The 26342-nt window shown below is 40.7% G+C and carries 22 protein-coding genes; 12 read left to right on the top strand and 10 right to left on the bottom strand.

The genetic code is table 11. The annotated features are described in order from the left end of the window. Positions 1-164 precede the first annotated feature (164 nt). Together CQ839_RS11275 and CQ839_RS11270 are read right to left on the bottom strand one after the other, a co-directional pair. A complete protein-coding gene (locus CQ839_RS11275) occupies positions 165-1202 on the bottom strand; it encodes a PleD family two-component system response regulator (RefSeq protein ID WP_103668378.1) in 1038 nt (345 codons plus the stop codon). Positions 1203-1255: 53 nt separating this feature from the next. Next, positions 1256-4429, bottom strand: coding sequence for a PAS domain S-box protein (locus tag CQ839_RS11270; RefSeq protein ID WP_103668377.1), 3174 nt, complete (start codon positions 4427-4429; stop codon positions 1256-1258). Positions 4430-4747: 318 nt separating this feature from the next. Between CQ839_RS11270 and mnmE the strand changes: the two genes are divergently transcribed. Both mnmE and CQ839_RS25690 read left to right on the top strand, forming a co-directional pair. After that, positions 4748-6178, top strand: a complete 1431-nt coding sequence (gene mnmE, locus CQ839_RS11265) for a tRNA uridine-5-carboxymethylaminomethyl(34) synthesis GTPase MnmE (protein ID WP_103668376.1) — start codon at positions 4748-4750, stop codon at positions 6176-6178. A 179-nt stretch (positions 6179-6357) separates the two neighbouring features. Next, positions 6358-7539: a rhodanese-related sulfurtransferase gene (locus CQ839_RS25690; protein WP_103668375.1), complete on the top strand. Its 1182-nt coding sequence runs from the start codon at positions 6358-6360 to the stop codon at positions 7537-7539. Between the two features lie 339 nt (positions 7540-7878). Here CQ839_RS25690 and argJ read toward each other — a convergent pair whose 3' ends face one another. The 5 genes from argJ to CQ839_RS11235 form a co-directional block, all read right to left on the bottom strand. Then, positions 7879-9090 carry a bifunctional ornithine acetyltransferase/N-acetylglutamate synthase gene (gene argJ, locus CQ839_RS11255; RefSeq protein WP_103668398.1) on the bottom strand — a complete coding sequence of 404 codons (1212 nt, stop codon included), beginning with the start codon at positions 9088-9090 and terminating at the stop codon, positions 7879-7881. A gap of 95 nt (positions 9091-9185) precedes the next feature. Next, positions 9186-9668, bottom strand: coding sequence for a thioesterase family protein (locus tag CQ839_RS11250; protein WP_103668374.1), 483 nt, complete (start codon positions 9666-9668; stop codon positions 9186-9188). Positions 9669-9699: 31 nt separating this feature from the next. Further along, positions 9700-10077, bottom strand: coding sequence for a DUF3110 domain-containing protein (locus CQ839_RS11245; RefSeq protein WP_103668373.1), 378 nt, complete (start codon positions 10075-10077; stop codon positions 9700-9702). Positions 10078-10645: 568 nt separating this feature from the next. Beyond that, entirely contained in the window at positions 10646-11911 is a 1266-nt protein-coding gene (locus CQ839_RS11240; protein WP_181016176.1) for a hypothetical protein, read from the bottom strand. Between the two features lie 41 nt (positions 11912-11952). Next, positions 11953-12705, bottom strand: a complete 753-nt coding sequence (locus CQ839_RS11235; RefSeq protein WP_103668371.1) for a hypothetical protein — start codon at positions 12703-12705, stop codon at positions 11953-11955. A 256-nt stretch (positions 12706-12961) separates the two neighbouring features. On the opposite strand from CQ839_RS11235, the gene CQ839_RS11230 reads away from it, so the two are divergent. Together CQ839_RS11230 and CQ839_RS11225 are read left to right on the top strand one after the other, a co-directional pair. Next, positions 12962-13507 (top strand): WcaF family extracellular polysaccharide biosynthesis acetyltransferase, encoded by a 546-nt coding sequence (locus CQ839_RS11230; protein WP_103668370.1) that lies wholly within the window; start codon positions 12962-12964, stop codon positions 13505-13507. Between the two features lie 53 nt (positions 13508-13560). After that, positions 13561-14511 (top strand): class I SAM-dependent methyltransferase, encoded by a 951-nt coding sequence (locus tag CQ839_RS11225; protein WP_103668369.1) that lies wholly within the window; start codon positions 13561-13563, stop codon positions 14509-14511. Between the two features lie 85 nt (positions 14512-14596). Here the strand turns inward: CQ839_RS11225 and CQ839_RS11220 are convergent, their stop codons facing one another. Together CQ839_RS11220 and CQ839_RS11215 are read right to left on the bottom strand one after the other, a co-directional pair. Then, positions 14597-14956, bottom strand: a complete 360-nt coding sequence (locus tag CQ839_RS11220; RefSeq protein ID WP_103668368.1) for a nuclear transport factor 2 family protein — start codon at positions 14954-14956, stop codon at positions 14597-14599. Between the two features lie 281 nt (positions 14957-15237). Continuing rightward, positions 15238-16230 (bottom strand): Rieske 2Fe-2S domain-containing protein, encoded by a 993-nt coding sequence (locus CQ839_RS11215; RefSeq protein WP_103668367.1) that lies wholly within the window; start codon positions 16228-16230, stop codon positions 15238-15240. A gap of 65 nt (positions 16231-16295) precedes the next feature. On the opposite strand from CQ839_RS11215, the gene CQ839_RS11210 reads away from it, so the two are divergent. From CQ839_RS11210 to CQ839_RS11175, 8 genes are all read left to right on the top strand, one after another. Continuing rightward, on the top strand, positions 16296-17090 hold the full coding sequence (locus tag CQ839_RS11210) for a TetR/AcrR family transcriptional regulator (protein WP_103668366.1): 795 nt from the start codon (positions 16296-16298) through the stop codon (positions 17088-17090). A 56-nt stretch (positions 17091-17146) separates the two neighbouring features. Next, complete coding sequence (locus CQ839_RS11205; RefSeq protein ID WP_103668365.1) at positions 17147-17563, top strand: hypothetical protein; 417 nt, start codon at positions 17147-17149, stop codon at positions 17561-17563. Between the two features lie 133 nt (positions 17564-17696). Next, positions 17697-18905: a 4-hydroxy-3-methylbut-2-enyl diphosphate reductase gene (locus CQ839_RS11200; RefSeq protein ID WP_103668364.1), complete on the top strand. Its 1209-nt coding sequence runs from the start codon at positions 17697-17699 to the stop codon at positions 18903-18905. 440 nt (positions 18906-19345) lie between these two features. Then, entirely contained in the window at positions 19346-20635 is a 1290-nt protein-coding gene (gene ahcY / locus CQ839_RS11195; RefSeq protein ID WP_103668363.1) for an adenosylhomocysteinase, read from the top strand. 225 nt (positions 20636-20860) lie between these two features. Then, complete coding sequence (locus tag CQ839_RS11190; protein ID WP_103668362.1) at positions 20861-21250, top strand: tautomerase family protein; 390 nt, start codon at positions 20861-20863, stop codon at positions 21248-21250. A gap of 3 nt (positions 21251-21253) precedes the next feature. Then, positions 21254-21784, top strand: a complete 531-nt coding sequence (locus CQ839_RS11185; RefSeq protein WP_103668361.1) for a GNAT family N-acetyltransferase — start codon at positions 21254-21256, stop codon at positions 21782-21784. A 217-nt stretch (positions 21785-22001) separates the two neighbouring features. After that, positions 22002-23009: a VWA domain-containing protein gene (locus CQ839_RS11180; protein ID WP_103668360.1), complete on the top strand. Its 1008-nt coding sequence runs from the start codon at positions 22002-22004 to the stop codon at positions 23007-23009. Positions 23010-23116: 107 nt separating this feature from the next. Continuing rightward, positions 23117-25540, top strand: a complete 2424-nt coding sequence (locus CQ839_RS11175) for an OmpA family protein (protein WP_103668359.1) — start codon at positions 23117-23119, stop codon at positions 25538-25540. Positions 25541-25578: 38 nt separating this feature from the next. Here the strand turns inward: CQ839_RS11175 and CQ839_RS11170 are convergent, their stop codons facing one another. Then, positions 25579-26127 (bottom strand): RNA 2'-phosphotransferase, encoded by a 549-nt coding sequence (locus CQ839_RS11170; RefSeq protein ID WP_103668358.1) that lies wholly within the window; start codon positions 26125-26127, stop codon positions 25579-25581. Between the last annotated feature and the right edge of the window lie 215 nt (positions 26128-26342).

The following is a 26342-nucleotide window of genomic DNA, read 5'->3' as shown; positions in this document are numbered from 1 at the left end:
CTCATTATGAAACTGATTTTGGTGTGTCCAGCACCGAAGGCGCTGGACACACCAAAATCAGTTGTTTGAAAGCCCGCCAGCGGCGGGCTTTCAAACAACTGATTTTTATAATGAGAATTGCTGCCCCAATGGTGTGAGGTGGCGCTTCGCGCCGCCCCACACTATTACTCTGGGACATATGCATTTTGCCTAACACAATTTCGACCTTCGGCTTTGGCGAGATATAGAGCACGATCAGCTGATTTGATTAAATGAATCATTTCAAACCCATGAGTTGGCAAAAGTGTTGCAACCCCACAACTAATCGTCACATGATTGGCAACTTTAGAGAAAGCATGTGGCAATTGTAGCGATCGCACAATTTCTGTAGCCCTAATCGCCACATTCAGCGCTCCTTCGGCATCGGTATTCGGCAAAATAATTGCAAATTCTTCCCCACCGTAGCGAGCTACCAAATCTGCAGGACGATTGGTGGATTTACTAATTGCTTGGGCGATTTCCTGTAAGCAGCGATCGCCCTCCTGATGTCCGTAATTATCGTTATAGTTTTTAAAAAAGTCGATATCGCATAACACCAATGAAAGCGGGATTTGTTCTCTTTGCGATCGCTTACATTCTTGTTCCAGATATTCATCTAGGCAGCGACGATTAGCTACTTGAGTCAAGCCATCAATGGAGACCAATCTTCTTAATTCTTGGACAACAACTGCTAATTGTTGATTGGCAGATTCAAGCTGCTGATGCAGATTAGCTTGTTCGAGCAAACGGCGAACCCTTTGGCGCAAGACAGCCCAGTGAATTGGCTTAGTTACATAGTCCGAAGCCCCCACCTCGTAGGCGCGATCTACGGACTCCCGATCTTCAAGGGCGGTAATAATTAATATTGGAGTATGATCACCATTAGGCAATTTTTGAATCTGAGAACAACATTCAAATCCATCCAAAACTGGCATCATTGCATCCAGTAAAATTATATCTGGTTGACATTCTTGATAAATTTTTAAAGCCTCCATGCCATCATTCGCCTCAACCACACGATAATTTTCGCGTTCCAAATAACGCACCAAAATTTTTCGCATAAACGAGTCATCATCTACAATTAAAACTAATGGAGGTTTAGATGATGACTCACTAATATTTATGTTTTGGCTTATTGTTAGACTTGGATGCTTATTGCGATCGCTACTATCATCGATTGTCATTACATGGTTGACGGTGAAATTGACATTAACAGATATGCGTCTACCTGAATCTCTTAGTGATATTTTTCATGTTCTAATTCAGATTTAACATTTGTATATTCATCAGTAATTTTATTGATTTTGATATCTAATTCCTCATATTTGTGATTGCGCAGATTTGTTTCCAATTCACGGCATAGAGTTGCTAGATCTTTAGCACCAATTACACTACTGCTAGATTTTAAGGTATGAACAGCCAGCAACATCACCTCAAAATTTTTCTGCGCAAAACTAGTATATAACTCTTGGAGGAGGGATTGTGAATTATCTAAATAACTGTCGATTAGTTCTATCAAAAATTCTGGATCTTCGCCACCGATGTCTACGGCCGCTTCAAGAAGCGTAGACATGTTTATTGAAGCTATGGTCATAGGGTCACTTGACTTAACTGATGGGCATTCTGCTAACACCCGCACAAGTTCCGAGTTATTGATTGGTTTGCTAAGATAGTCATCCATACCTGCCGCTAGACAGATCTCGCGATCGCCTTGCATGGCATTGGCGGTCATTGCCACAATCCTTGGTTTAGATATGATTTTACCATTTTGACAATTTTGTTCGATCGCTCGAGTAGTTTCAAGCCCATCCATCTCTGGCATTTGCATATCCATAAACACCAAGTCATAAGATTGCTGTGAAAGCGCAGATATTACCTCTAACCCATTAGTCGCCACATCCGCCTGATAGCCCATACGTTGCAAAATATGTATAGCAACTTTTTGATTAATAACATTGTCCTCAGCTAGCAAAATCCGCAGTGGATGATTCTTTGCCATGTGGGGATCAAATACAAAACTTGGCTTTTGTAAACCTGTATAAATTCGAGACGTATTTGACTTATTTGCTAATCCCTTATTTGTTAAACCCTGAGAGATATTTTGACTGATTGATTGTGGCGATCGCGGCGAGGTCGGTGAAGTACTGATGGTCGAAGGCTGTCCGCAAACATTTACGGGAGCCGTAATCGTAAAGTAAAAGGTAGAACCTTCCTGAACATTGCTGTCTACCCACATTGTGCCGCCCATGATTTCACATAGACGCTTACTGATCGCCAGTCCTAGTCCAGTACCACCATATTGCCTTGTAGTTGAGGCATCAACTTGGCTAAAAGGGTGAAACAATCTATGCAAGCGATCGCTAGGAATACCAATCCCCGTATCCTTAACAGCAAATTGTAAAGTTCTTAATAACTGCGTTTCTTCATGATGATCACTGAGTTTGCAGCGTAAATAATGTGAAATGAGTATTTGTGTAATCGAAATATTCACAGAACCACGACTAGTAAATTTGATCGCATTACCAATCAAATTTGCCAAAATCTGTCTTAAACGAGCCATATCACCGATTACAATCAAATCCACATCAGGATGAATTAAATAATCAAGTTCAATATTCTTGTCAAATGCCTGAGATGATAGCAACTCAATGGTATCTTCCAAACAAGTTCGCAAATCAAAGGTTTGCTCTTCTAATTCCAGATGCCCTGATTCAATTTTAGAAAAATCTAAAATATCATTGATGATCGTTAGTAATGTACTACCCGCATTGCGAGCAATCTCCACAAATTCACGTTGTTCTTTAGTTAAATTTGTGTCGAGTAAGACCCCCGTCATCCCAATCACTGCATTCATGGGAGTACGAATTTCATGACTCATTGTTGCTAAGAAATCACTTTTTGAGCGATTGGCAGTTTCTGCAATAATTCGGGCTTCTTCTAATTCCGCATTTTGTTTGAGTAGTTGTTCCCGTTGACGGGTTTCTTGAATGAGTAAATTTGCCTGCGATAGAGCTATACTGACTTGATTTGCCACAGCTTCTATCAACTCTTTTTCTTCAATTGTCCATTCGTGAAAGCTATTACAATGGTGCAATAAAATAATGCCATTGGTCAATCCATGAGATGAAGTGCGGATGACTAATAGAGATCGCAGTTGCATCCGATAGAACAATTCCCCAAACTCACCCAAGTCTTGCTCTGCATAAACATTGGTGATTGCGATCGACTGATCTTGATTAGATACTCTTTGCCCAAAAGCACTATTTAAGAACGGTAATTCAATATCTTTTACAGAAAAAATTTTGTCAGCTAAGTGCTCTGACATTAGAGAAATTTGAGATTGTAAAACTGAGCTTTGATCTTCATAGTCTATTTTATAAATGAGGCAACGGCTGGCGCGAAAAGCTAGCTGGATTTGATGAGCGGCTTTTTGAAAAATGCTATTAACATCAAGACTTTGACGAATTTCATCAGTAATTCGATTAAGTAATACTGTGAGCCGCATTTGCCTTTTTAATTCTTTCTCTGCTTCTTTCCGTGACGTGATATCAGTTTGGATACCGATAAAATTAGTCAACTTACCCATTTCGTCAAATATAGGAGAAATATTTAATTCATTCCAAAATAAAGAGCCATCTTTGCGATAGTTCCTGATCACAACACTGCAAGATTCTCCTTTATTAATTGCATTCCTAAGAATGTTTTTCTCAGGTTGGAATACGTCAGTTCCTTGCAAGAAGCGACAATTTTTGCCGATTACTTCACTAGCTTTATAGCCTGTGATTTTTTCAAACGCAGAATTTACATAGACAACTGTATTGTTGGGGCGGAGGCAATCTGTGATCACGATTCCACTTTGGCTAGAGGCGATCGCCCGTTCTTGTAGTCGTAGAGTTTCTTCAAATTTTTTGATTTTTGAAATATCATTGGCAATCGCTAAAAATCCTGAAACCTGATTTTTTTCATTCCGCAATGCTGAAATGGATAGCATTACAGGAAATCTTGATCCATCTTTACGAATATATGTCCACGCGCTTTCTTCTGTACCTCCCAATTTCACCTTGGCGATAAGCACCTCAAATCCCACGGAAATTATCTGTCCTAACTCTTCAGATAAGGCAATCGCCCGTTGTTGAACTTCTAAAGAATCATGCAAGCGTTCAGGAGTACAATTCCCAATCATCTCAGATGCTGAATAACCAAGCCAACGCTCAGCCGTTGCATTAAAAGCACAAATCACTCCATCAACATTTGTCGCGATAATTGAGTAATTAGCACTGTCTAAAATCGCTTGGTGCAGGCTGAGAGAATCATTGCCAACATCTTTTGTTTTTTTCTCTTTCCCTTTATTTGCAGGATTTCCGAGTTTTTTGGAGTGGTCTGGCAAATCGCCATTAGTAAATGTAGGCATAATTTAAGAAGACTTCAGATGCGTAATTAATCCCACATACATATAGATAATAAAGTTAACATGTTAATAATAGGCTTGAACCTCTTGGAAATTCCTATTTGGCGAACATATCCGCAAATACACAAAATTAATTGTTAGTAATTTGTAATTATCGTCTTTAATTATCATCAGCAATTTTATCTTTTTCTATATCAATCACAAAATGGTAGTCATGCAATGACATTGTATTGCGGACGCAACACAATGTCCCCAAAAATTACCTTGCAGTACTGCCTACGAAATAATCGTAAATCATTTATCAGTTTTTGAGAGTCCCCCATGAGTTTATCGGATACGATCGCGGCAATTGCCACCGCTATTTCGCCACAAAAGGGTAGTGTGGGTATTGTAAGATTATCGGGTGATCGAGCTGTGGCGATCGCGCAGCAAATTTTTTGTGCGGGGGGGAAACAAGTTTGGGAAAGTCATCGCATTCTCTACGGCTTTGTGAAGCATCCATCGACGAGAACCATTGTTGATGAAAGCCTTTTGTTATTAATGAAAGCGCCACGTTCTTTTACTCGGGAGGATGTCGTGGAATTCCATTGCCACGGTGGAATTATGGCGGTGCAGCAGGTGTTAAATCTTTGCTTAGAGCTGGGTGCAAGACTAGCAGAAGCTGGAGAATTCAGTCTGAGAGCTTTTCTTAATGGTCGCATCGATCTTACCCAAGCTGAGAGTATTAATGATTTGGTTGGCGCTAAATCTCCCCAAGCTGCTCAATCAGCGATCGCCTCTCTCCGTGGCAAACTTGCTCAGTCTTTAAAATATTTGCGCGGTAAATGCTTGAATGTCTTAACTGAAATTGAAGCAAGAATTGATTTTGAAGATGATTTACCGCCCCTTGATGTGGAATGGGTCAAAACAGAAGTTATGACAGTTTCTACAGAATCACAACAGATACTAGCAACCGCCGATCGCGGTGAACTATTGCGAACGGGTCTGAAAGTGGCGATTGTCGGCCGTCCAAATGTTGGCAAATCCAGTTTACTGAATGCGTGGAGCCGTAGTGATCGGGCGATTGTTACCGACTTACCAGGGACAACTCGTGATGTTGTCGATTCACAATTGGTAGTTGGCGGGATTCCTATTCAAGTTCTCGATACCGCAGGGATTAGAGAAACTGAGGATGTGGTGGAGAAGATCGGGGTGGAGCGATCGCGCCAAGCTGCTCAGTCTGCGGATTTAGTGTTGATGGTAATTGATGCTAGTGTGGGCTGGATTGAGAAGGATGCGGAAATATATGCAACTGTATGTGATCGCCCTGTCATTTTTGTGGTTAATAAGATTGATCTTGCCCTCACCCCCATCTCCTCTCCCAAGGGGAGAGAGGAGCAAGACCAAATTCTTACGCCCCCTCTCCTGCGGGAGAGAGGGATGGGGAGTGAGGGCATCCTTATTGTCAAAACTGCTGCTTCTCAGCAACAGGGAATCGAAGATCTAGAAGCAGCAATTTTGCAATGTATTCACCAAGATGCGATCGCAGCAGCTAATCTCGAAGTTGCCATTAATCAGCGTCAAAAAGCTTGTTTATTGCGTGTCGTCCAATCTTTAGCTAATGTCCAAATTGCGATCGCCGATCAGTTACCACTTGATTTCTGGACAATTGATTTACGAGATGCCATTAGTGCGATCGGTGAGATCACAGGTGAAGAAGTTACAGAATCAGTTTTAGATCAAATTTTTAGTAGATTTTGTATTGGCAAATAAACAGCCTGCGATCGCATTATCCCAAAGCACAAAATGGCTACGACATTTTGTGCTTTTCAAACCCTTACTGGGTTTGGTTTTTAATTCACAAAAGTGTGCCGACACTTTATGTGAATTGGTATTATTGTATTAAGATGGGCGGCGCTATGCACCGCCTATCCTTCATTTGAGATTAAACTATGCTAATTCGATTATTCCAAAAACAGGACAGCGATCAGATCGCGCAGTTATTCCACGACACGATTCGCGAGGTAAATATTCGAGACTATTCATCTGCACAGGTTCAAGCTTGGGCACCTGATGATTTATATTTCATCGACTGGACAGAAGATTGTACTAGCAACTTTACTTACATTGCTGAAGAAGAAGACAAAATCATTGGTTTTGCTCAATTAGAAACAGATGGTCATATTGACTGTTTCTACTGTCATAAGGACTATCAGCGCTGCGGCGTTGGCACAAGGCTATATCGTGCGATCGAGGCTAAGGCTCTAGAATTAAAAATAGAACGTTTATTTGTGGAAGTAAGTATTACTGCAAGGGCATTTTTTAAAAGTCGCGGATTTACTGTGGTCAAAGAGCAGCAAGTAACTTGTCGTGGCGAAAAACTCACTAATTTTGTAATGGAAAAGTCTCTTGTAAAGTATTTAGAGAAATCTGAGCCTTTTGTTGTAGCTACATTCTATCATTTTGCCGATCTAGCTGATTACAAATCCATGCGTCCTACAATTACGGATTTTTGTAATAGTCACGACCTCAAAGGGGTAATTCTGTTAGCACAGGAAGGTATTAACTCAACGATCGCAGGTAGTCGCGAAGGTATTGACGCTCTCTTAAGTTACTTACAATCTGATCTCCGCTTACAAAATTTGGAACATAAGGAAACTACTTCTGATGTCATGCCTTACAACAAGCTGAGGGTAAGGATAAAAAAAGAACTTGTAAAGTTTGGAGTTTCTGATATTGATCCTAGTAAAGAAGTGGGAACCTATGTAGATCCTCAAGATTGGAATCAGTTAATTAGCGATCCTAATGTGTTAGTCATTGATACTCGCAATATTTATGAAGTCGAGTTTGGAACTTTTGAAGGTGCGATCAATCCTAATTTAGACTTCTTCTATGAGTTCCCTAAATATGTAGAAAATAATCTCAGTAGTAATAAGCAACAAAAAATTGCGATGTTCTGCACAGGCGGCATCCGTTGCGAAAAGGCTAGCGCTTATATGTTGGCTCAGGGATTTAATGAGGTTTACCATTTAAAAGGTGGCATTCTCAAATATTTAGCAGAAGTTCCTCCCGAAGAAAGTCTCTGGCAAGGTGAATGTTTTGTATTTGACGATCGTATAGCCACTAAAGGTTAATCGCCTCACAAAATTAATACCAAAAGACAAAGTGGCGTAGCCATTTTGTCTTTTGGTATAACTCATAGCTGGCGATGTACTAGGACATAAAACCCAAGAATCGACTGGCGGCGCAGAGCGCCGCCAGTCGATTCTTGGGTTTTGATTTGTCAAAAGACAAGTGATACCAATTCACAAAAGTGTGACGACACTTTTGTGAATTAAAAACCAAACCCTGTAAGGGTTTTAAAAACACAAAATGGCTACGCCATTTTGTGTTTTGGTATGACTGTAGCTATACATCAAACGAACAAACAAGAATATAAAACCCATTGCGGGGCTTCGCTCTGTAACCTTTCTTTATGTTGTATATTCAGCATTGATCTTGACGTAATCGTAGCTGAGGTCACAGCCCCATGCAGTGCCATCGCCACTACCATCACCGACACCAACATTGATGATAACGGTGTCATTTTTGAGGTAGTCACTAGCTGCCTTGCGATCATATTCCTGCGGTGATCCATCTTTCATCATCACAAAATCACCCAGTTCAATATTTAACAGATCTTGATTGAACTCAACGCCCGATCGCCCTGCGGCGGCAGCAATTCTGCCCCAGTTGGGATCGTTGCCAAAAATTGCGGATTTTACAAGCGATGAGCCGACAATGGTTTTGGCGATTTGACGTGCAGCCTCGATGTTAGATGCGCCAGTGACATTGACCTCGATCATGCAGGTTGCGCCTTCACCATCACGAGCGATCGCCTTAGCTAAGCTCATACAGACTTCTTTGAGCATTGCCTGTAGTTGCTGTGCTGCATCAGAATTTTCATCATCAACAGTTACGCCAGACTGACCATTGCAGAGTGCCAACACCATATCATTGGTGCTGGTATCACCATCGACAGTAACTTGGTTGAAACTGGCATCGATAGAGCTAGACAACATCTTTTGCCAAAGCTTTGGCCCTACACCCGCGTCGCAGGTAATAAAGCCGAGCATCGTCGCCATATTGGGGTGAATCATCCCTGACCCTTTGCAGATGCCGCCAATTCTGACGGGCTTACCATTGATCTCGGTTTCTAAGGCAATACTTTTGGGCACAGTGTCAGTGGTCATAATTGATCGCGAAGCATCTTCACCACCATCGGGCGAAATTAATGGCGCAATTTTGGCAATGCCTGCCCGCATCTTGTCCATCAGCAACTGTTTACCAATGACACCAGTAGAAGCCACCAAAACACCGTCTGCTGTATTCAAAGCTTTTTTTACAAGTTCGGCACATTCAACGGCATTGCGCCATCCCTCTGCACCCGTACTGGCATTGGCTTGACCCGCATTGCAAAGGATCGTGCTAACGTAGCCGCCATTTGCTAATACTTCGCGGTTAAAGTCCACACAGGCAGCTCTGACACAGGATTTGGTAAACACACCTGCGGCGATCGCAGGAACATCGGAGGCGATCAAAGTTAGGTCAGGTGCGCCCGATGGTTTTAGTCCTGCCGTAATCCCTGCTGCTTTATAGCCCTTTGCTGCGGTCACACCGCCTGCAATTACTTGCCAATTTGCCATGATTTGCTTGAGTTCCTTCAGTTGATATTTTGTTGGCGAATTAGTTACAAAGTAGGGGCAATTCATGAATTGCCCCTACTTTTATGATGTAACGCTTAAATCCCTGTAAGTTTAGCGATCGCACCCTCTAATGAACTTGGTAGCGATCGCAACAACTTACGTTTTTCAAAATCTACAGGTACGAGGGTAACCACTGCTGTTACACATAGATCTGTTTCGGTACGAATTTGATATTCCCAGTTCAGACGGACTTTATCTGGTACAAGCCTAGTCATTACTAACACATCATCACCCATCCGTGCCGAGCGATGATAGCGCAGATTCATCTCAGCAACTGGTAAGTCTACACCCGCTGAGACTAGCTCCTCGAAGCTCATACCTACAGTTCGCAGGCATTCTACCCTCGCCTCTTCCATCCAAGTTAGGTAAGTACCGTGCCACACTACGCCTGCATAATCAGTGTGATGAGGATAAACACGCACGGGGTAGTTAAACCAACCATCGCTTTCATTACCTTCAGTAGGTGGTTCAAATTTAGTAATGACGTTGGTTAAAGTATTGGAAGGCAAATCTGACATCGTGATAATACCTATAAAAAATTGAAAATCACTATAGTAAATTCTCTAGACGACGGCGCATCATGGCAATTACGGGATCTTCTACCTCAATTTCATCCTCAGGCTCTGGTAAATTGCGATCGCTAGACCAATCGGTTTTATCAACATTTTTTTCGGGAGGAACTAACAGAGCATCGGTTGGCACGATGTTTAAGTCATAATGTGCCTCTTCACAAAATTCTTCTAAATCTTGCTTGTCGATGCGTTCAACTGTCGGAGATAAAAAATCTTGAGCCTCCAATAGACCTGCATAACGAATCGCATCATCCTCTTGCTCAAAAGCAACAATAATGTTGTTGCCCTCAATTTCTAGAGTGTATATACCTTCGTTATCGGTGTTAGCGTTAAACAGCAATACCCAAACTTGCATAGAAAAAACTCGACCATTAAAAAAGCTCTAATATTGTATAACATCCCTACTCTAAGATTTTTGTTGAGAGCGTTGCAAAGCAACAGTCTCAACAAAAAATTGGATTTTATTTCAGTGCAGAACACTATAAGGGTGAATGTCTATCCCTGTTTAAGGTAAAAAATGTCGAACGTAGATTGGTCGTTTCAGCCTTAAAAAATCCATTTTCTTGGACTTTTGACATGATGTTTTACGAATCTATATCACTGGAATCACGCAAGCTCGTTAGTCACCTTAACAGGAGTAGGGTTAGTGTCTTTATTTATTCGCGCTCTAGATTGTGGCTTTTTGCAACCTTTACGCAAAGCCACTCAATTTTTAGGCTTTGGTCGGGCGCGAATAATTCATCACACTAACGCAATTGAGCCTTGCTTATTATACTTCGGCACATCCTCTCTATATGAAGATAAATAGAACTTCATTCTCAGTTTTGACTCGCATTTTGGCTCTTACCAAATTTTAGTAATAAGGGCTATGCGATTTAATAAAGTACCGAATATAAAATCGCATAGCCCTTAATTGAATTGTATTATCGATTAAAAATTTTTTTTAGCCAAGAATATGGTTTTCTAAGAATATTGGTCAATAGTCGAAGAAAACCAATATCTTGTCGAATTAAGTCAGTATCTTGTCGAATTAAGTCAATATCTTCTTTAATATGTTTTACCTCTTTCCGAATAAAATTAGTATCTTTTCCAAGTTCTATTTCTCTCTGTTCAAGATAATCTAACTTAGTATTCATACTTTTTAAAATAGTCAGTTCAGGAGAATCTAAGTTAAGAAATTTCTTTGATACATCAAACCATATTTTATTGTGATTATAGCTCGGCAAAAAATCTTCCAAAAAAGCGGATAAATTATATTGATAAACATTAAGATTTATTTGTTTATCATTACTTTTACTATTTTGGTAGGAGATGATTTCTTTATATATTTGCTCATATTGATCAACTTTTTCTTTAATGTCCGAATCTAAACGGACTTGAGTAGTTAATTTAGCAACATCATTCGGTGAATATTGTGCAATCGCATTTGTTAAATTGGTTTCCGAAATATCTTCTATCAAAATACTTCGACCTAAATTACCTGCATACCAGTCTGTCCAATTAGATGTTGTTAGAATGCCAGCGAAGCCCCTATGATCGCATACGATTACACAGCAACCACAAGACGCTGCCTCAATAGCCATACGTGCAGTAGCAAACACGATGTCATAATCCTTTAGTACTTCATTAAGATTATCAATTTCATTGCCAAATCCAGAACCTATAACATCTAACTCCAGCCCATTAATTTGACATACCTTGCTAATTACATTATGTTGTATTGAACTTTTTGAGAGTAGTAATGCCTTTTTGGGAATAGGGCTAATCTTTTCTTTCTTAACAAATTTATTCGTATTAACTGCATTATTAATTATGAGACATTGATCATTAGGTATATTGTCTATTATTAATCTTTTTAAACATAGTTTATCGACAGCCACATATTTTTTAATCATAGGATGTAAAAAGGCTTTGTCATGCCAAACATCAAAATCATGGCAGACAAATATTGATGGCGTATTTGGAAAATGCGTCAATGCGATTGCGAGGGTCACATTATGGTGACCATGAATTACATCTGGTATAAATGGAACGTCATGGATTTTATCTACAACTACAATTCCACGAAATCTAAGACTTTCAGCAAGCTTCCCACATGAAAGGCTATAGATGACGATTTCGTGACCTCTAATTCTTAACTCATCCGCCAATTCAGCAGTGACTATTTCAGTCCCACTGCGAGAAGACATGATAATATTGGTGAGCAAGATTTTCATATTTTTTTATCAAATTAACCTGCTATTATTTGCTTTAATAAAGGCATAATATGTTTCTCAAATTCAATAGCTTCTTGATACTTTCCTTGTTTAGCTTTTGCCTTAGCATGGGATTCATAAAAAGGTGTCGAAGAAAACATAAATTCGTTCAGATTATGCGTATGGCTTGACATAATATATTCTTCTGATAGTTGTGAGAGTTCTTTTAATAATTCTTTGTCATAAGGAATTTCTGCAATATATTTACTAAGAAAAACTGCATATTTATTTTTTTTTAATATTGATTGCTCAGATCCATATATAGTTTTTATCCCATTCTTTATGTAACTATTCCGAGAAGAAGAATAATGGTTATCAGTTAGCTTGATTTCCAAAAGTTGAGTGTGCTTATGCTCTGTACAAAAAAATTGACTAGCACAAAAAATACAAGCATGAAGTAGATCATGAATAGGGCTATATCCCTCGTAGGCATCAAAAGCAATGATTTCAGGCTGTGCATTGTTTATAACTTTTGCCAAAGAAAAAATTATGTGTTCCCAAAATTTGAAATCTTTATTAAGAATACTATCGTATATATCTGACTCTTTAATGACGGAATCAATATTTATATATCCTTGCAGACCATCATCGAGTAATTGACAATGACATTGCTGGTGGCGAGGATTACCATTACCTGAGCTTCCATCTGTTAAGCAATAAATTAATGGTTGATATAAGTATGCAAAATGATATGCTGCAATTTCATGACCAGGATGAGCAATTACCATTAATGTTCTCATTGTTAATTTGCCCGAAAACTAATCATCAATACTTTGTCAGCACTCTAACATACATGAGGAATAGGTGCTAAAAGCCCTATTTCATGGTAATAATTCTCATTATAAAAATTTAGTTAGTGTCATGAATTATTCGCGCTCGACCAAAGCCTAAAAATTGAGTGGCTCTGCGTAAAGGTTTCAAAAAGCCAAAATCTAGAGTGCGAATAAGTTAAGTAAAGACACGAACCTATAAGGAGTAGTAACTTTGCGTCTTGATCGCTACACAACAGGTAAATACACAACGGGCGCGACTATTTCGAGACAGTTGCTTTGGTACTTTGTCGGATCGGTTTTGGTACGGAGTTACTTAATCCCTTTTTCATGTTTAAAAGTTAATGTTTTGCGTTGGTTTGGTGCAGAAATTGGACTTGGCGTGAGGATCAAAACAGGAGTGCGGGTCAAATTTCCTTGGCGCTTGGTGATCAAAGATTTTGTTTGGATCGGGGAAGATGTTTGGCTAGATAATCTTGATTTGATTACAATCGAAAGCCATTGCTGTATTTCGCAAGGGGTTTACCTCTGTACTGGTAATCACGACTGGCGCGATCGCGATTTTGCTCTTATTACTGCACCAATTTATATTGAATCAGGCAGTTGGATCGCAGCACGAGCAACTATTGCCGCAGGGGTGCGAGTTGGACAGGGTGCGGTTTTGGGCTTAGGCAGTGTCGCGACGCGATCGCTAGAACCGATGACAATCTACAGTGGCAATCCTGCGATCGCCATTAAGTCACGTAAAATCGTAGAGTAACAATCTGAGATTGTTACTCTACGATTTTAGAAATTACATTTTTTAAATTACTTATGACCGTCACTACTTCAGCCACTACCCAAAAAATTGGATTAGCATCTCGATTAGTAAATGGCATTTTAGCGATTACGCCTTTATTTAACATAGCTAAGCAACGCGCTCGGAAAATGATGATCGAGCGTGCTGAGTCAATGGGCGTAAACTGGCTCCAAATTGCCGCCGATCTCCAAAAACAAGATCTTGAAGCTGAACTAACCCAAGTTCAAAATCCAAACTTAAAGTATCCCGAATATTATCTCAAGCCTTTTCATGCTTATGAAGAAGGTAATCTGGGCTGGATGCCTGCAACTGAAGTGGAAGTTGCCGCCTATGCAGTCCACTCACGTATTTGGAACGATGACAAACCACCTGTTGAAGGTGATACACGTTTGCGTCAGAGCTATCTAGACATTGTCAAAGAACAGATACCAACTCAGCCTCAAGATATTCTTGATGTCGGTTGCAGCGTGGGCATGAGTACTTTTGCTCTACACAAGGCTTATCCACTCGCCAAGCTTACTGGACTGGATTTGTCACCACATTTTTTGGCGATCGCAAATTACAATACGCGCACCAAACATTCTAAATTAGCCGAAAACAATCAGGTGAAATGGATTCATGCTACTGCTGAACAAACAGGACTACCTGATAGTTCCTTCGATTTTGTATCTTGTTTCCTGCTATTCCATGAACTACCTCAAGATGCGACTCGCCAAATCCTAAGGGAGATTCGCCGTGTTTTGCGGCCCAATGGTCATTTTGCACTTATGGATATGAATCCCTATTCAGATATTTATGTCAAAATGCCGCCCTATATTTTGACTCTACTCAAAAGTACGGAACCCTATCTCGATCAGTACTTCTCTTTTGATCTTGCTTCCGAATTAGTCGCCGCAGGTTTTGAGGCTCCTACTATCATTGCTAATACTCCTCGTCACCGAACTGCGATCGCTAAAGCAATTTAAAGCGCCTTGCGCTCAAACCTGAACAGAATAAGCTTTTTAAAAGTTTTGCTTCGCATTGCTTTTATATCTATTGCTATGCCTTTCTTTATCCATTGTAATTAGCGATTACTTTTGTAATTTTCTCTGTTGAGTCTACTTCCATGAATTCTCCTGACTTTGAGCCTTTTTGATTGATGTAATAAAAGACAACACTGTACAGTCCCCACATTATATCAATCATCTCAAACTTGAGGTCAGGATAAACTTCAAGTCCCTTTTTGAAATAAGCCCTTAGTGCCGCTTTGCCATTGACAGTTCCCGACGGATCATTAAGAAGCTGGGCGGCGATAGGCGATACTAAAACCACTTCCTCAGCATAGTGAGACATGATTTCATCTAGATCATGCGAGTTCCATGATTGAATCCAATGTTCGGCTAGTTCGTAAACCTTTTCTTTAGTCAGCATGTTTGCTCCTAACTGATGTTACGTGGAAGTTTCTAAAACCTCACCCCTAGCCCCTCTCCTTGCAAAGGAGAGGGGAACAAGAAAAAGCTCTGGCTCCCCTTCTCCTTGAAAGGAGAAGGGGTTGGGGGATGTGGTGCATTTTTCTTTCCACGTAACATCACCTCCTAATTAACAAGTCTTTGTTGTCTCGTAAGATTGACAATTATAATTGACTATGGTTTCTCCGAGATCGCACTTTATCCCAAATTATAAACGACTAGAAACTGCTGCGAAGCGATCGCTTATTTCGACAGACTAGGCTCAACTACATTGGGAAAACTTGCAAAATTCCTTTTTACCCAATCCATACCCACCTCATTATTCAGCTTCACCTTCTGCGGCGAATTGGGATAAATCTTGCCGAGAATATCGGCATCTTGATCAACCACAACTTTAACAAAATTCAAAAAAGTACTGCCAAAAATCTTGAACAATGGATGCTTGGGTATACCAAACAGCAAAACATATGTGCGCGTGCGATTTTCAGCCTCTGGCACAAAAATATGACATTGAATCAACTTGCCTAAATCTGTTTCACCATGAAAAATTACTAGCGATGGAAAATGATTCTCTAAATGAGCCTTTAACGTGGTTGGCAAAAGAAATAAATCTGGCTTTCTGATTTTTTCGATCAAGCTATAGGGAGCCGTGGGCATATCATAAAAGGCATGAGATAAGTGTCCTTGATCGATAAATTGATGGAATTGAACTTCTGTAATCCGAAACAATTCTCGATGCGTTCCGTTTTGGTGATTATAGTCATGCATGTTCAGCAGCATCGTCAGTAAATCTGTCTCGACACTGCGATCGCCAGTATGACCAATAAACTTATAGGTTTCGGCAATTTCATTCAAGACGGTGGGAATCTCTACCTTTGGTTCACATCCTCCATAAGTCCAGATGAAATCACCCTGAACTATTAGCTCTAATGGTTTCAAAAGTGGCAAAGTTTTTTTATGAGTATCAGGCAGTACTGTGCAACCCGATGCATCAAAACGCAAGGCATGGAACGGACAAGCGATCGCAGTTTCACCATTACTCTCTACTTCACACCATCCCTCAGACAACATCGCTCCCATATGAGGACAAGCATTCGGCAAAGCATGAATACTGCCCTTAGTATCCTTCCACATTACATAATCATTACCATATACAGAGATTTTGCGCGGCTGATTAGTTGATAACATAGAGGTATGGGCAATCAACCAAGGTGCACCTTCTAGCATAGAAGCCATGACTATCTCCTCTTGATATAGTTAAATATTTATAAAATCATGAATAATTTGTCGCCTTTGAATATATGACGGATGATTCGTATTTGTCAACAAATAAATCTACTGACGGTTTGCGCCGCCAACCTAGCCAAAAACGCGGTAAAGATCGCGTTGAAAAAATCCTAGAAGCTGCTGCTGCTGTATTTGATGAGGTGGGTTACGAAGCCGCAACTACACATCAGATCGCCGCCAAAGCAGGTACAGCCGTTGGTTCTCTGTACCAATTCTTTCCCGATAAGGCAAGTATTTTTAACACAATGGAATTACGCCATACGGAGAGGGTCAAAGCGCTCTGGTCGCAGACAGATGTTTTAGCAATAGTCTCATTACCACTACGGCAGATGATCAATTTGCTTGTAAAAGCTATTTCGCAACTATTTGAACATCCTGTATCACGAGTAATGTTTATCCAGTTTTATACAAACCGTCAGGTCTTTCAGTCTATAGATGAAAGCATGACTCAGGAGGCTATCAACTTTCTGGCGGATATTTTGCGACATAGAAATCCATTGTTAAATGACTTGCAGCTAAGTCTGCTATCTGAGGTTTGCGTGCATAGCAGCAATGCTGTAATTTTGTCAGCACTTCGCAACCCAGATTTACTACGCCGACAAATGCTAGCTCAGGAAATTGAAGATCTGCTAGTGGCTTATTTAGAGCCTTATGTCGGTGCTGCTGTAGATAAACAGCATAATGTAATGAAAGTAATGATATGTCCTCATTGTTACTCTAAGCAGTTGTCAAAAAATGGACAGCGTAGAGGTAAACAATGTTATCTATGCAAAAATTGTGGAAAGCAATTTGTTGAAACTATCGGGTGAATTGAGTTTAATTCACCTATGTCAGGATCAATCGCATAAATCAATAGGAGTCATCCATGAATCGATCATTCCAGCATCAACAGACTCTTCTTGCGATCGTCATATTCAATCTTGTTTCCACTTGGCTGCACTACAGCGATAATGCCATATTTTTGAATCAATACCCTGGTCCCGAATGGTTCACCTCTATAGGAGTTTGGGCTACTGTAATCGTGATGACCCCAATTGGACTATGCGGTTATTGGTTATATTCAAAAGGCTCATTCTTGATCTCATATTTATTCCTAGGTGCTTACTCCATTACTAGTGTTTCTAGCCCAGGGCATTATCTCTATCCCATGATTATGCCAATGTCATTAAAAATGCATGGGTTAATTTGGCTTGATGCATTGTCGGGATTATCTTTGATTGTGTTCCTGTTGTGGTCATCTGCGATCGCTCAAGAATGGCGTAGGAATAAGGTTAAGAACTAACACTAGGTCAGAATCAAATTAGATTTTTTGGACAAAAATTTTTTCTGGTACTTTTGCCCAAAAATTGCTGTAGGAGCATTATGAAGATTGCTATATAATACTTTCAGCACAATTACCTAGGTTTTCTACGCGCATGGACAATACCCTCGATACTCAAGCTATGCGGAGGGCTTTGCACAAGTCCCCTAATTATTTTCGTCAAAGCTTTGGACATGGTGAAGAAGCCGAATCTACAATGCGATCGCAATATCATAGTGATTTGATTCAAACTATTCGCGAGCATGATTATGTTTATACGCAAGGCGATGTTACGATCTATTTAGCCAAATCCTTTGGTTTTTGTTGGGGTGTAGAAAGAGCCGTAGCGATGGCATACGAAACGCGCACGCAGTTTCCTAATGAGAGAATTTGGATCACTAACGAAATCATTCATAATCCTTCTGTTAATACTAAGCTGAAGGAGATGGAAGTTCAATTTGTGCCTGTTTCGGAAGATGGGACTAAAGATTTTTCAGGCATTGGTCAGGGTGATGTCGTAATTTTGCCAGCCTTTGGAGCGAGTGTTCAGGAAACTCAGTTGTTTGATCGCCTTGGTAGCAAGATTGTCGATACGACTTGTCCTTGGGTATCAAAAGTATGGAATCGGGTTGAGAAGCATAAAAAAGCAGACTTTACTTCCATTGTTCACGGTAAGTACAACCATGAAGAGACGATCGCTACCAGTTCCTATGCCAAGCGATATCTAGTCGTATTGAACATGAAAGAAGCTGAGTATGTTGCTAATTACATGCTCAATGGTGGCAATCGCCAAGATTTCCTAACCAAGTTCAGTAAGGCAATGTCAGAAGGATTCGATCCCGACCTCGATTTGGTAAGAATTGGTGTTGCCAATCAAACCACCATGCTCAAAGGAGAAACCGAAGCGATTGGCAAATTGTTTGAAAAGACAATGATGCAAAAATATGGCGTGGAAAATCTTAATGAGCATTTTCTTGCTTTTAATACAATTTGCGACGCGACTCAAGAACGGCAAGATGCAATGTTTGAGATTGTCGAAGAGGATCTCGATTTGATGATTGTCATTGGTGGTTACAATTCATCGAATACAACCCATTTACAAGAAATTGCGATCGAGCGCAATCTTCAGTCATATCACATTGATGATGTGCATCGAATTCTCTCTGCCGAGGCGATCGAGCATAAGCCTCTAGGTAAGGCGATCGAGCAAGCCACAAATTGGTTACCTAAAGGCAAAATTAAGGTCGGTGTAACTTCAGGTGCATCAACCCCAGATCGCGTTGTCGAAGATGTCATCAACAGAATTTTTGCCTTAAAAAGTTAATGCCAAATTTTGATAGATAAGGTGCATAAGTACCTTGTCTATCAAGATTTATCTATTTGCGAAGTGGCATGAGAATAAATTGAAGTTACTAGCAATTTTCATTATGGAACCGATTTTAGATTTTTCAGCGCCGTAGGCGCTGAAAAATCTAAAATCGGTTTTGATGAAAGTCCGCCAAAGGCGGACTTTCATCAAAACCGATTTTTAAAGTGAGAATAACTGGAAGTTACGCAACAATTCTCATTATGAAACCGATTTTGGCGTTTCCAGCGCCTTCGGCGCTGGAAACACCAAAATCGGTTGTTTGAAAGCCCGCCAACGGCGGGCTTTCAAACAACCGATTTTTAAAATGAGAATTGCTGGAAGTTACGAGATGGGACGAACAATTTAGTTTACTTGGCATATAATGAGGTTAAATTTTGTAAAAATTTCAACCATACATGTCCACTACTATTGCGCCCGAAACCGTGACCGTTAAGCACGAGATTAAGGACATCACCCTTGCACCACTAGGCAAACAACGCATTGAATGGGCTAGCCGCGAAATGCCCGTATTGCGTCAAATCCGCGATCGCTTTGCTGCTGAGAAACCACTTGCTGGTATCCGCATCGCTGCTTGCTGCCACGTCACCACTGAAACTGCTAACCTCGCGATCGCCCTCAAAGCTGCTGGAGCAGATGCAGTTTTGATCGCCAGTAACCCACTCTCAACGCAAGACGATGTTGCCGCATCCTTGGTTTATGATCACGGGATTTCGGTATTTGCAATCAAGGGCGAAGATAACGCTACATACCATCGCCACGTTGAAATGGCTCTAGCTCACCGGCCCCACATCATTGTTGATGACGGTAGCGACGTAACCACCACTTTGGTATTGCATCACGCTGATCAAATCCCTGAAATCATTGGTACTACTGAAGAAACCACCACAGGACTAGTTCGCCTCAATGCCATGTTCCGTGATGGCAAACTGACTTTCCCTGCGATCGCAGTTAATGATGCAGAAACCAAGCATTTCTTTGATAACCGCTACGGTACTGGCCAATCTACCCTCGACGGTATCATCCGCGCTACCAATATCTTGTTGGCTGGCAAAGTGATCGTTGTTGCAGGCTATGGCTGGTGTGGCAAGGGTGTTGCCCTTCGCGCACGCGGTATGGGCGCAAATGTTGTCGTCACTGAAATCAATCCTGTAGCTGCGATCGAAGCTGCAATGGATGGATTCAGAGTCATGACCATGGACGAAGCAGCTAAAATCGGCGATATCTTTATCACCGTTACTGGCAATAAGCACGTCATCCGTCGCGAACATTTTGAAACCATGAAAGATGGTGCGATCGTCGCTAACTCTGGTCACTTTGATTTGGAAATTGACCTTGTTTCCCTTAACGATCTCAGCGAATCTGCAAGCTTCGTTCGCAACTTCACTCAAGAGTACCAACTCAAAACTGGCAAATCGATCATCGTCATCGGGGAAGGTCGTCTAGTGAACCTTGCCGCTGCTGAAGGGCATCCTGCTAGCGTTATGGATATGAGTTTCGCTAACCAAGCTCTTGCTTGCGAATTCTTAGTTAAGAACAAGGGCAATTTACCTGCGGGTGTTGTGCCAATTCCTAAGGATATCGATCAAGAAATCGCTCGCTTGAAGTTACAAGCAATGGGCATCACCATTGACACTCTAACTCCTGAGCAAGTTCATTACCTCAATTCTTGGACAGAAGGAACATAAGCTTTCTTAAAAAAAGAGGGAGCGCAATGCGCTCCCTCTTTTTTTGTAATTAAGTGATGTTACGTGGAAAGAAAAATGCACCACATCCCCCAACCCCTTCTCCTTGCAAGGAGAAGGGGAGCCAGAGCTTTTTCTTGTTCCCCTCTCCTTTGCAAGGAGAGGGGCTAGGGGTGAGGTTTTAGAAACTTCCACGTAACATCAGTAATTAATATCATTTTATAAGTTATGCCCCAAACAAAAATCTATGGAAACGCTGATTTTATTCAGCAAAATCGTGAACCTCTATCAACTACCATTCATTCCTGTGTAGTTGATGCGCTTAACTATCCTCCAGAAAAAAAGTTTCAGAGATTCTTCCCATTGCAAGCTGAAGACTTTGAGTATCCTAGCGATCGCACTGAAAAATATATCATCATCGAGATCCTGCTGTTTGCAGGACGTACTGTAGAAGCAAAGAAAAATCTCTATCGCTTATTATTTGAGCGTCTAAAAGAAAAATTGGATATTGCTCCATTAGATATTGAAATCATTTTAATTGAGACACCAAGCTATAATTGGGGCATCCGAGGGATGTCTGGGGATGAGTTGAACTTGAACTATAAGGTAAACGTCTAGTCTATGAGTGAACTTAATCTTGATTTTCGCCTAGCACAATTTATTGATATCGATCCACTGATGGAACTTGTGCAGGAGTTCTATCAATTTGAGAGTATCGCTTTTGATGAAGGTGTAGTCAAAGCATTTATTGCTTTGCTGAGTGATGAACAATTTGGTGTGATTTGGCTAATTTGCGATCGCGATCGCCCCATTGGATATGTGGCGCTGACATTCTTTTTTAGTATGGAATATCACGGACGCTGTGGGCTTGTTGATGAGTTATATATCCGTGAAGACTATCGGGGTCGGGGTATTGGCAAAAAAGTATTTAAGCTAATCGAGGAATATCTACAAACTCAAAATATGCGATCGCTGTCTCTAGTTGTAGACTTCTGGAATGAGCCAGCCGAAGCTCTCTATACTAAACTAGGTTTCCGCCGCGAAAAACGTCACTTAATGGTCAAACATATTGACAGCGAAATCCATCGTGTGCCGACATCGGATACTGACCAGAGGATCGAAGCTTTTGCACCTGACAGTAATCCTAAATAGTTTGCAAGAGAGTGACCATTCACTTGCAAACTATTTAGGATTACTGTATAAAAATCATCACTAAGTGGCTCGGCTCAATTAAAATGCAGATTCCTCTCCCTTGCCAATCGCTGCGCGGGCATCGCAAGCTTTAAGATTTTATATTTAATTGTGTCTACCTACTTAGTTAAAGCCATATACGTTAATATTTTGATGTGAAATATCAGAGAGTCCGAGTATGCAGTTAAAAAGTGTCGTTCAGCCCTTTGGTGAAGTCAATGTTTATCCCCAAAACAATGGAGATATTGACATCGTTGCAACTATTCTGATGGTTCCAGACATTGAAGGCGCAAGAGTTGGCTTAGCCCTAGATGGTTCTGCCTCGATGAAAAAGATGTATGGCATCAGTGGTGTCGTCAGCAGTTTTTTTGCCAGTGCCGCCGTTACTCACAACGTCGTTGAACCAGTAACAAGGGTGATGGTTAAGTATCTTGCCAATTTTGCAGCTACAGGTAAAGTTGACTTGATCAATTGGGCTTGCGGTGCAGCAGGTGAACTGATCGAAGATTTGGGCAGCTATAGCGGTGAAGAGATCGAGCAAATTGCGATCAAAGGTCCAAAAATTCCTTGGGGAACTGGGACAAAACTCTTGCCACCCCTAAAATATTTTATTAATAAATATCAAGATGCTCCTGCGATCGGGGTCAAGCAACCTGCGGCAATTTGTCTGATCATCACCGATGGCACCATCGAAGATCTTGAAGATGTGAAAGAATATTGCTTTAAATATGCTCTAGAGATTGCGGATCAAACCAAACCATTTATCAAACTTTTGTTAATCGGCGTTGGTAAAGAGATTGATGAAAAACAATTAGAAGAACTAGACAATATGTTTGAAGGCAGCTTTGTGAAGGATGCCGCAGGTCGTGAGATTGACCTATGGGATTATCAAGTTGCTGATGATATTCAGATTTTGGAACAGATTTTCAAGGAATTTGTGTCAGCAGAAACAATTGTTACGCATTATGGACGCATTCTCAATCAGTCAGGAACGGTTTGTGAAGAGTATAACTTCGGTGTCCCTGCACTAATGCGTTTTAAGTTACCTGCGGGTTCAACGGCTTTTACCCTAGAGTTTTCGGGTGGCAACGTGACGCAAGACATTTCGGAAGCTTTGCCTACCCCATTAGATGCACCTCTGATTACGGAATCTGAACAATGGAAAGATGTTGTAGACTTCGTATAAATAAGTGAATCCCAAATAATAGTTGTCAAACCTTGCTTTGTATGGTTTGACAACTATTATTTGGGTTGAGAGAATTGGTAATTAAACAGCAATAGAAATAGAATGCCATGCTACATGAAAATAATTCCGAGCCTATTGAATTAGAACGTGCAGACAATGGTGAAATAAAAAATAAAATAAAAAATGAAGGTAAGAACGAATTAGAAATTGAATCAAAAAGCTACCAAATGCCAGCTAATCTAGTGGCAGCAGAGTTTGGCGAGGTGAATGTTTGGCGGAATATGTCAGGGATAAATTCTGGAATTGCCGATTGTCGAGTGGAATTCTCGATCGCAATGGAGCCACAGGGAAAATTTGCTGAAGGTTGGCGGACTGGGATTGCCCTAGATGCTAGCGCCTCGATGAAACGATCCTATGGGCGCAAAGTAGAGGCAAGGGTCGATCCCAAACTGTTGGTTGATTATATTAAGGAAGGTCGATTACGTTCTTATTTAGAGGACGGAGAACCGATTCGGAAGATTGAGCGGGCGGCGTTTGCGGAAATCCAAGAGCGCGGCTATGAGATTAACTATACTGCAAACATCTTGCAGCCATTAGTTCAAGATTTTACAGCTTATCTAGCTGGCAGTTTAGACGGGACTGGCAAGACCTCGTTAATTTATTGGGGCTGTGGTAATGGCGATGAGATTCAAGTATTGGGTGAATTTGATCATGTTAGTTGTCAGCAGCTAGCGATCGCAGGGCCCGCAACTTTCCAACTCGGTAAAACAACCAAGCTATTACCTGCGATCGCCCATTTCGTAAACCAATATAATCAAGCTCCACAAGGAATTTATATATTTTTGACCGATGGCAGAATTGATGACTTAGCTCAGGTCAAGAGCTATACCAGAGAGCTAGCGTTAGAGATTGCCGTCGGTAAAAGAAACTATTTGAAATTGGTTTTGATTGGGATTGGTAATGATGTCGATCGCTATCAGTTGCAGGAGCTAGATGATTTTGAGACTGGCTTAGATATTGATATTTGGGATTACAAAATAGCGAATGAAATGACTAGTCTCTCGCAAATTTTTGCGGAAGTGGTTAATGAACATCAAGTTATTGCTGATAGCGGCGCTATTTACGATGATCAAGGAAATTGCGTCAAATCCTATACCAATGGTTTACCTGCCAAAGTTGATTTTTTAATGCGCGATGATTCGCAATGGTTTGAGTTAGAGGTAGGCAATCAACGCATTCGTCAAGCTGTGATTTTAGGTACTGCTATGGCGATCGCCCCTTTAGCCAAGAAAAAACTATTCGATTTTGAGACTCAGGCTCAGGAAAGCGATCAGGCTGTTGCCATAGTGGAGGAGCAGGTAGATCAGGAAATCGCTAGCAATCAGATGAACCAACCAAGCAGCCTTTGGAAAATATTAGCGGCTTTGTTGATCGGAGCGGCTTTTATTGGGACAGCGATCGCCTTTGGCATTTTAATCCAGCGATCAGATAATAGGAAATTGCAAAATCAAGCAGTACCTAGGGTGATTGAAGAATCCGTAATTGAGTCGAAGACAGATTCAACAAATAAAGCCAACAATAACTTACTAGATAGTTCGACTCAATCTAATCCCCAGAATTCTCGCGCAGCGAGCAATCCAGCCACCAATCTAAAAAACAATCCAGCAGCCAAGGATGAAACTAATAATAAGCTGAATGATATTGCTGACAAGCCATCAGTCAATAATTCCGACAAATCACTGGATAAGTCATCTAGTAACAATCCTCAGAAGCATGGGAGTATTGCTGGCAAAGTCTCTGGCGATACTCCTAAGAAATTAGCTGGAGATATTTCCAGCAATGCGTCTGCAAATAAATCCAACATAATTGCGATCGCTAATCCTCAAAAACTAACTGGAGATATGGCTCTTGCGACTCTAGTGAAGTACGGTATTGTTCCCAGACCAAAAGTGGATACGCAAGCCTCATCTGTTACTCAGACAGACGTTCAGGACTATAGTTCTATCAACACCTCGACAAAAACAAATAAAGATAAGCCTCCTAAAAATGCTGGTGCTGACGATTTAAATAATTCCCAAAATACTGCGAAATCCGATCGCAACATAGCACTTACAAACGATCCAAATTCCTCGACCCTGAATAAAACTAGCGATCGCAGTATTAATAAATCAATTTTGCCAATTACGAATCCAGACGCAGAAATAGTAGTTTTTTTCCCATCTGATGAATCGCAACTTATATCTGGCGAAGAAACCAAAATTGAGAATTTCTGGACAAAAATCCAAGGGAAAAGAGGAATCATTCAAGTCATTGGTCACACAGACAAGATGGGAGACTATGACTATAATCTTGACCTCTCACAAGCAAGAGCAAATGAGGTAGTGAGATTACTGCGCGATCGCGGCTTGGATGGTAATTACAAAGTTACGTTTGAAGCTTTATCGTGGCTGCAACCCCTACGGAAAGAAATTACGGCAAAGGATAATGCGTTTAATCGTCGTGTGGTTATTCAATTCAAAGAGCAGCGTTAAGCAATAATTGTAGTGAGCGGCAAAGCCACTCACTACAATTATTCAATGGGAAATTCAAGATATTGTGGTGGGACAAAATCCGTTAGCCATACTAAATTTTCTGAGCAAAAGAATACAAATCCATCTTGCAGCATTGTCGATGTATCAATTTTTAAAACTACTGGTTTTCCATGTCTCTGACCGACATTAAAAGCAGTAGTTTCATCACTTGACATATGCACATGTTGTCGGTTTCCTGCGACCAACCCTTGTTGCCTTATTGACTCAATAAATCTTGTTGCCGTACCGTGAAATAGCTTTTCAGGAGGTTGCTTTGGCGTTAAACCTAACTCAATATCAATAGAATGTCCTTGATTAGCTCGAATCTTAGACTTTTCAGCATTAAACGAAAATCGTTTTTTATTATTTGTTTCAACTATTTCCTCTAAAACACTTTTAGAGATATCTGTGCCATTTTTTTTTGCTAGTTCAATGAAGCGATCGACATCTGCCCAACCATTTTCATCAAGTTTTAGACCAATTACCTCAGGCTGATGTCGTAAGACAAGGCTAACAAATTTGCTGAGTTTAACTAAATTTTTATTCATATTTCCTTCCCAGTGAATAATTAGTGGTGTGCGCGAAGTCTTACACCACTAATTATTCACTTTACAATACCTATTCTTTCAGTTGGAAGCGATTAATTGTAGTTTAAAAAGATTCAAATGCTTATGTAGTCGTTTACAATGATAATGGTTAGTTTTTTACCTTATTGAGGTATGCTCTAACCTTAAAAATTATGTAACCCTGAGGACATAAGCGA

It is taken from the genome of Pseudanabaena sp. BC1403 (genome assembly GCF_002914585.1).
Taxonomy (GTDB): Bacteria; Cyanobacteriota; Cyanobacteriia; order Pseudanabaenales; family Pseudanabaenaceae; genus Pseudanabaena.
Note: the sequence above shows the minus strand (reverse complement) of the source record. Positions and strands in the feature narration are given on the sequence as shown.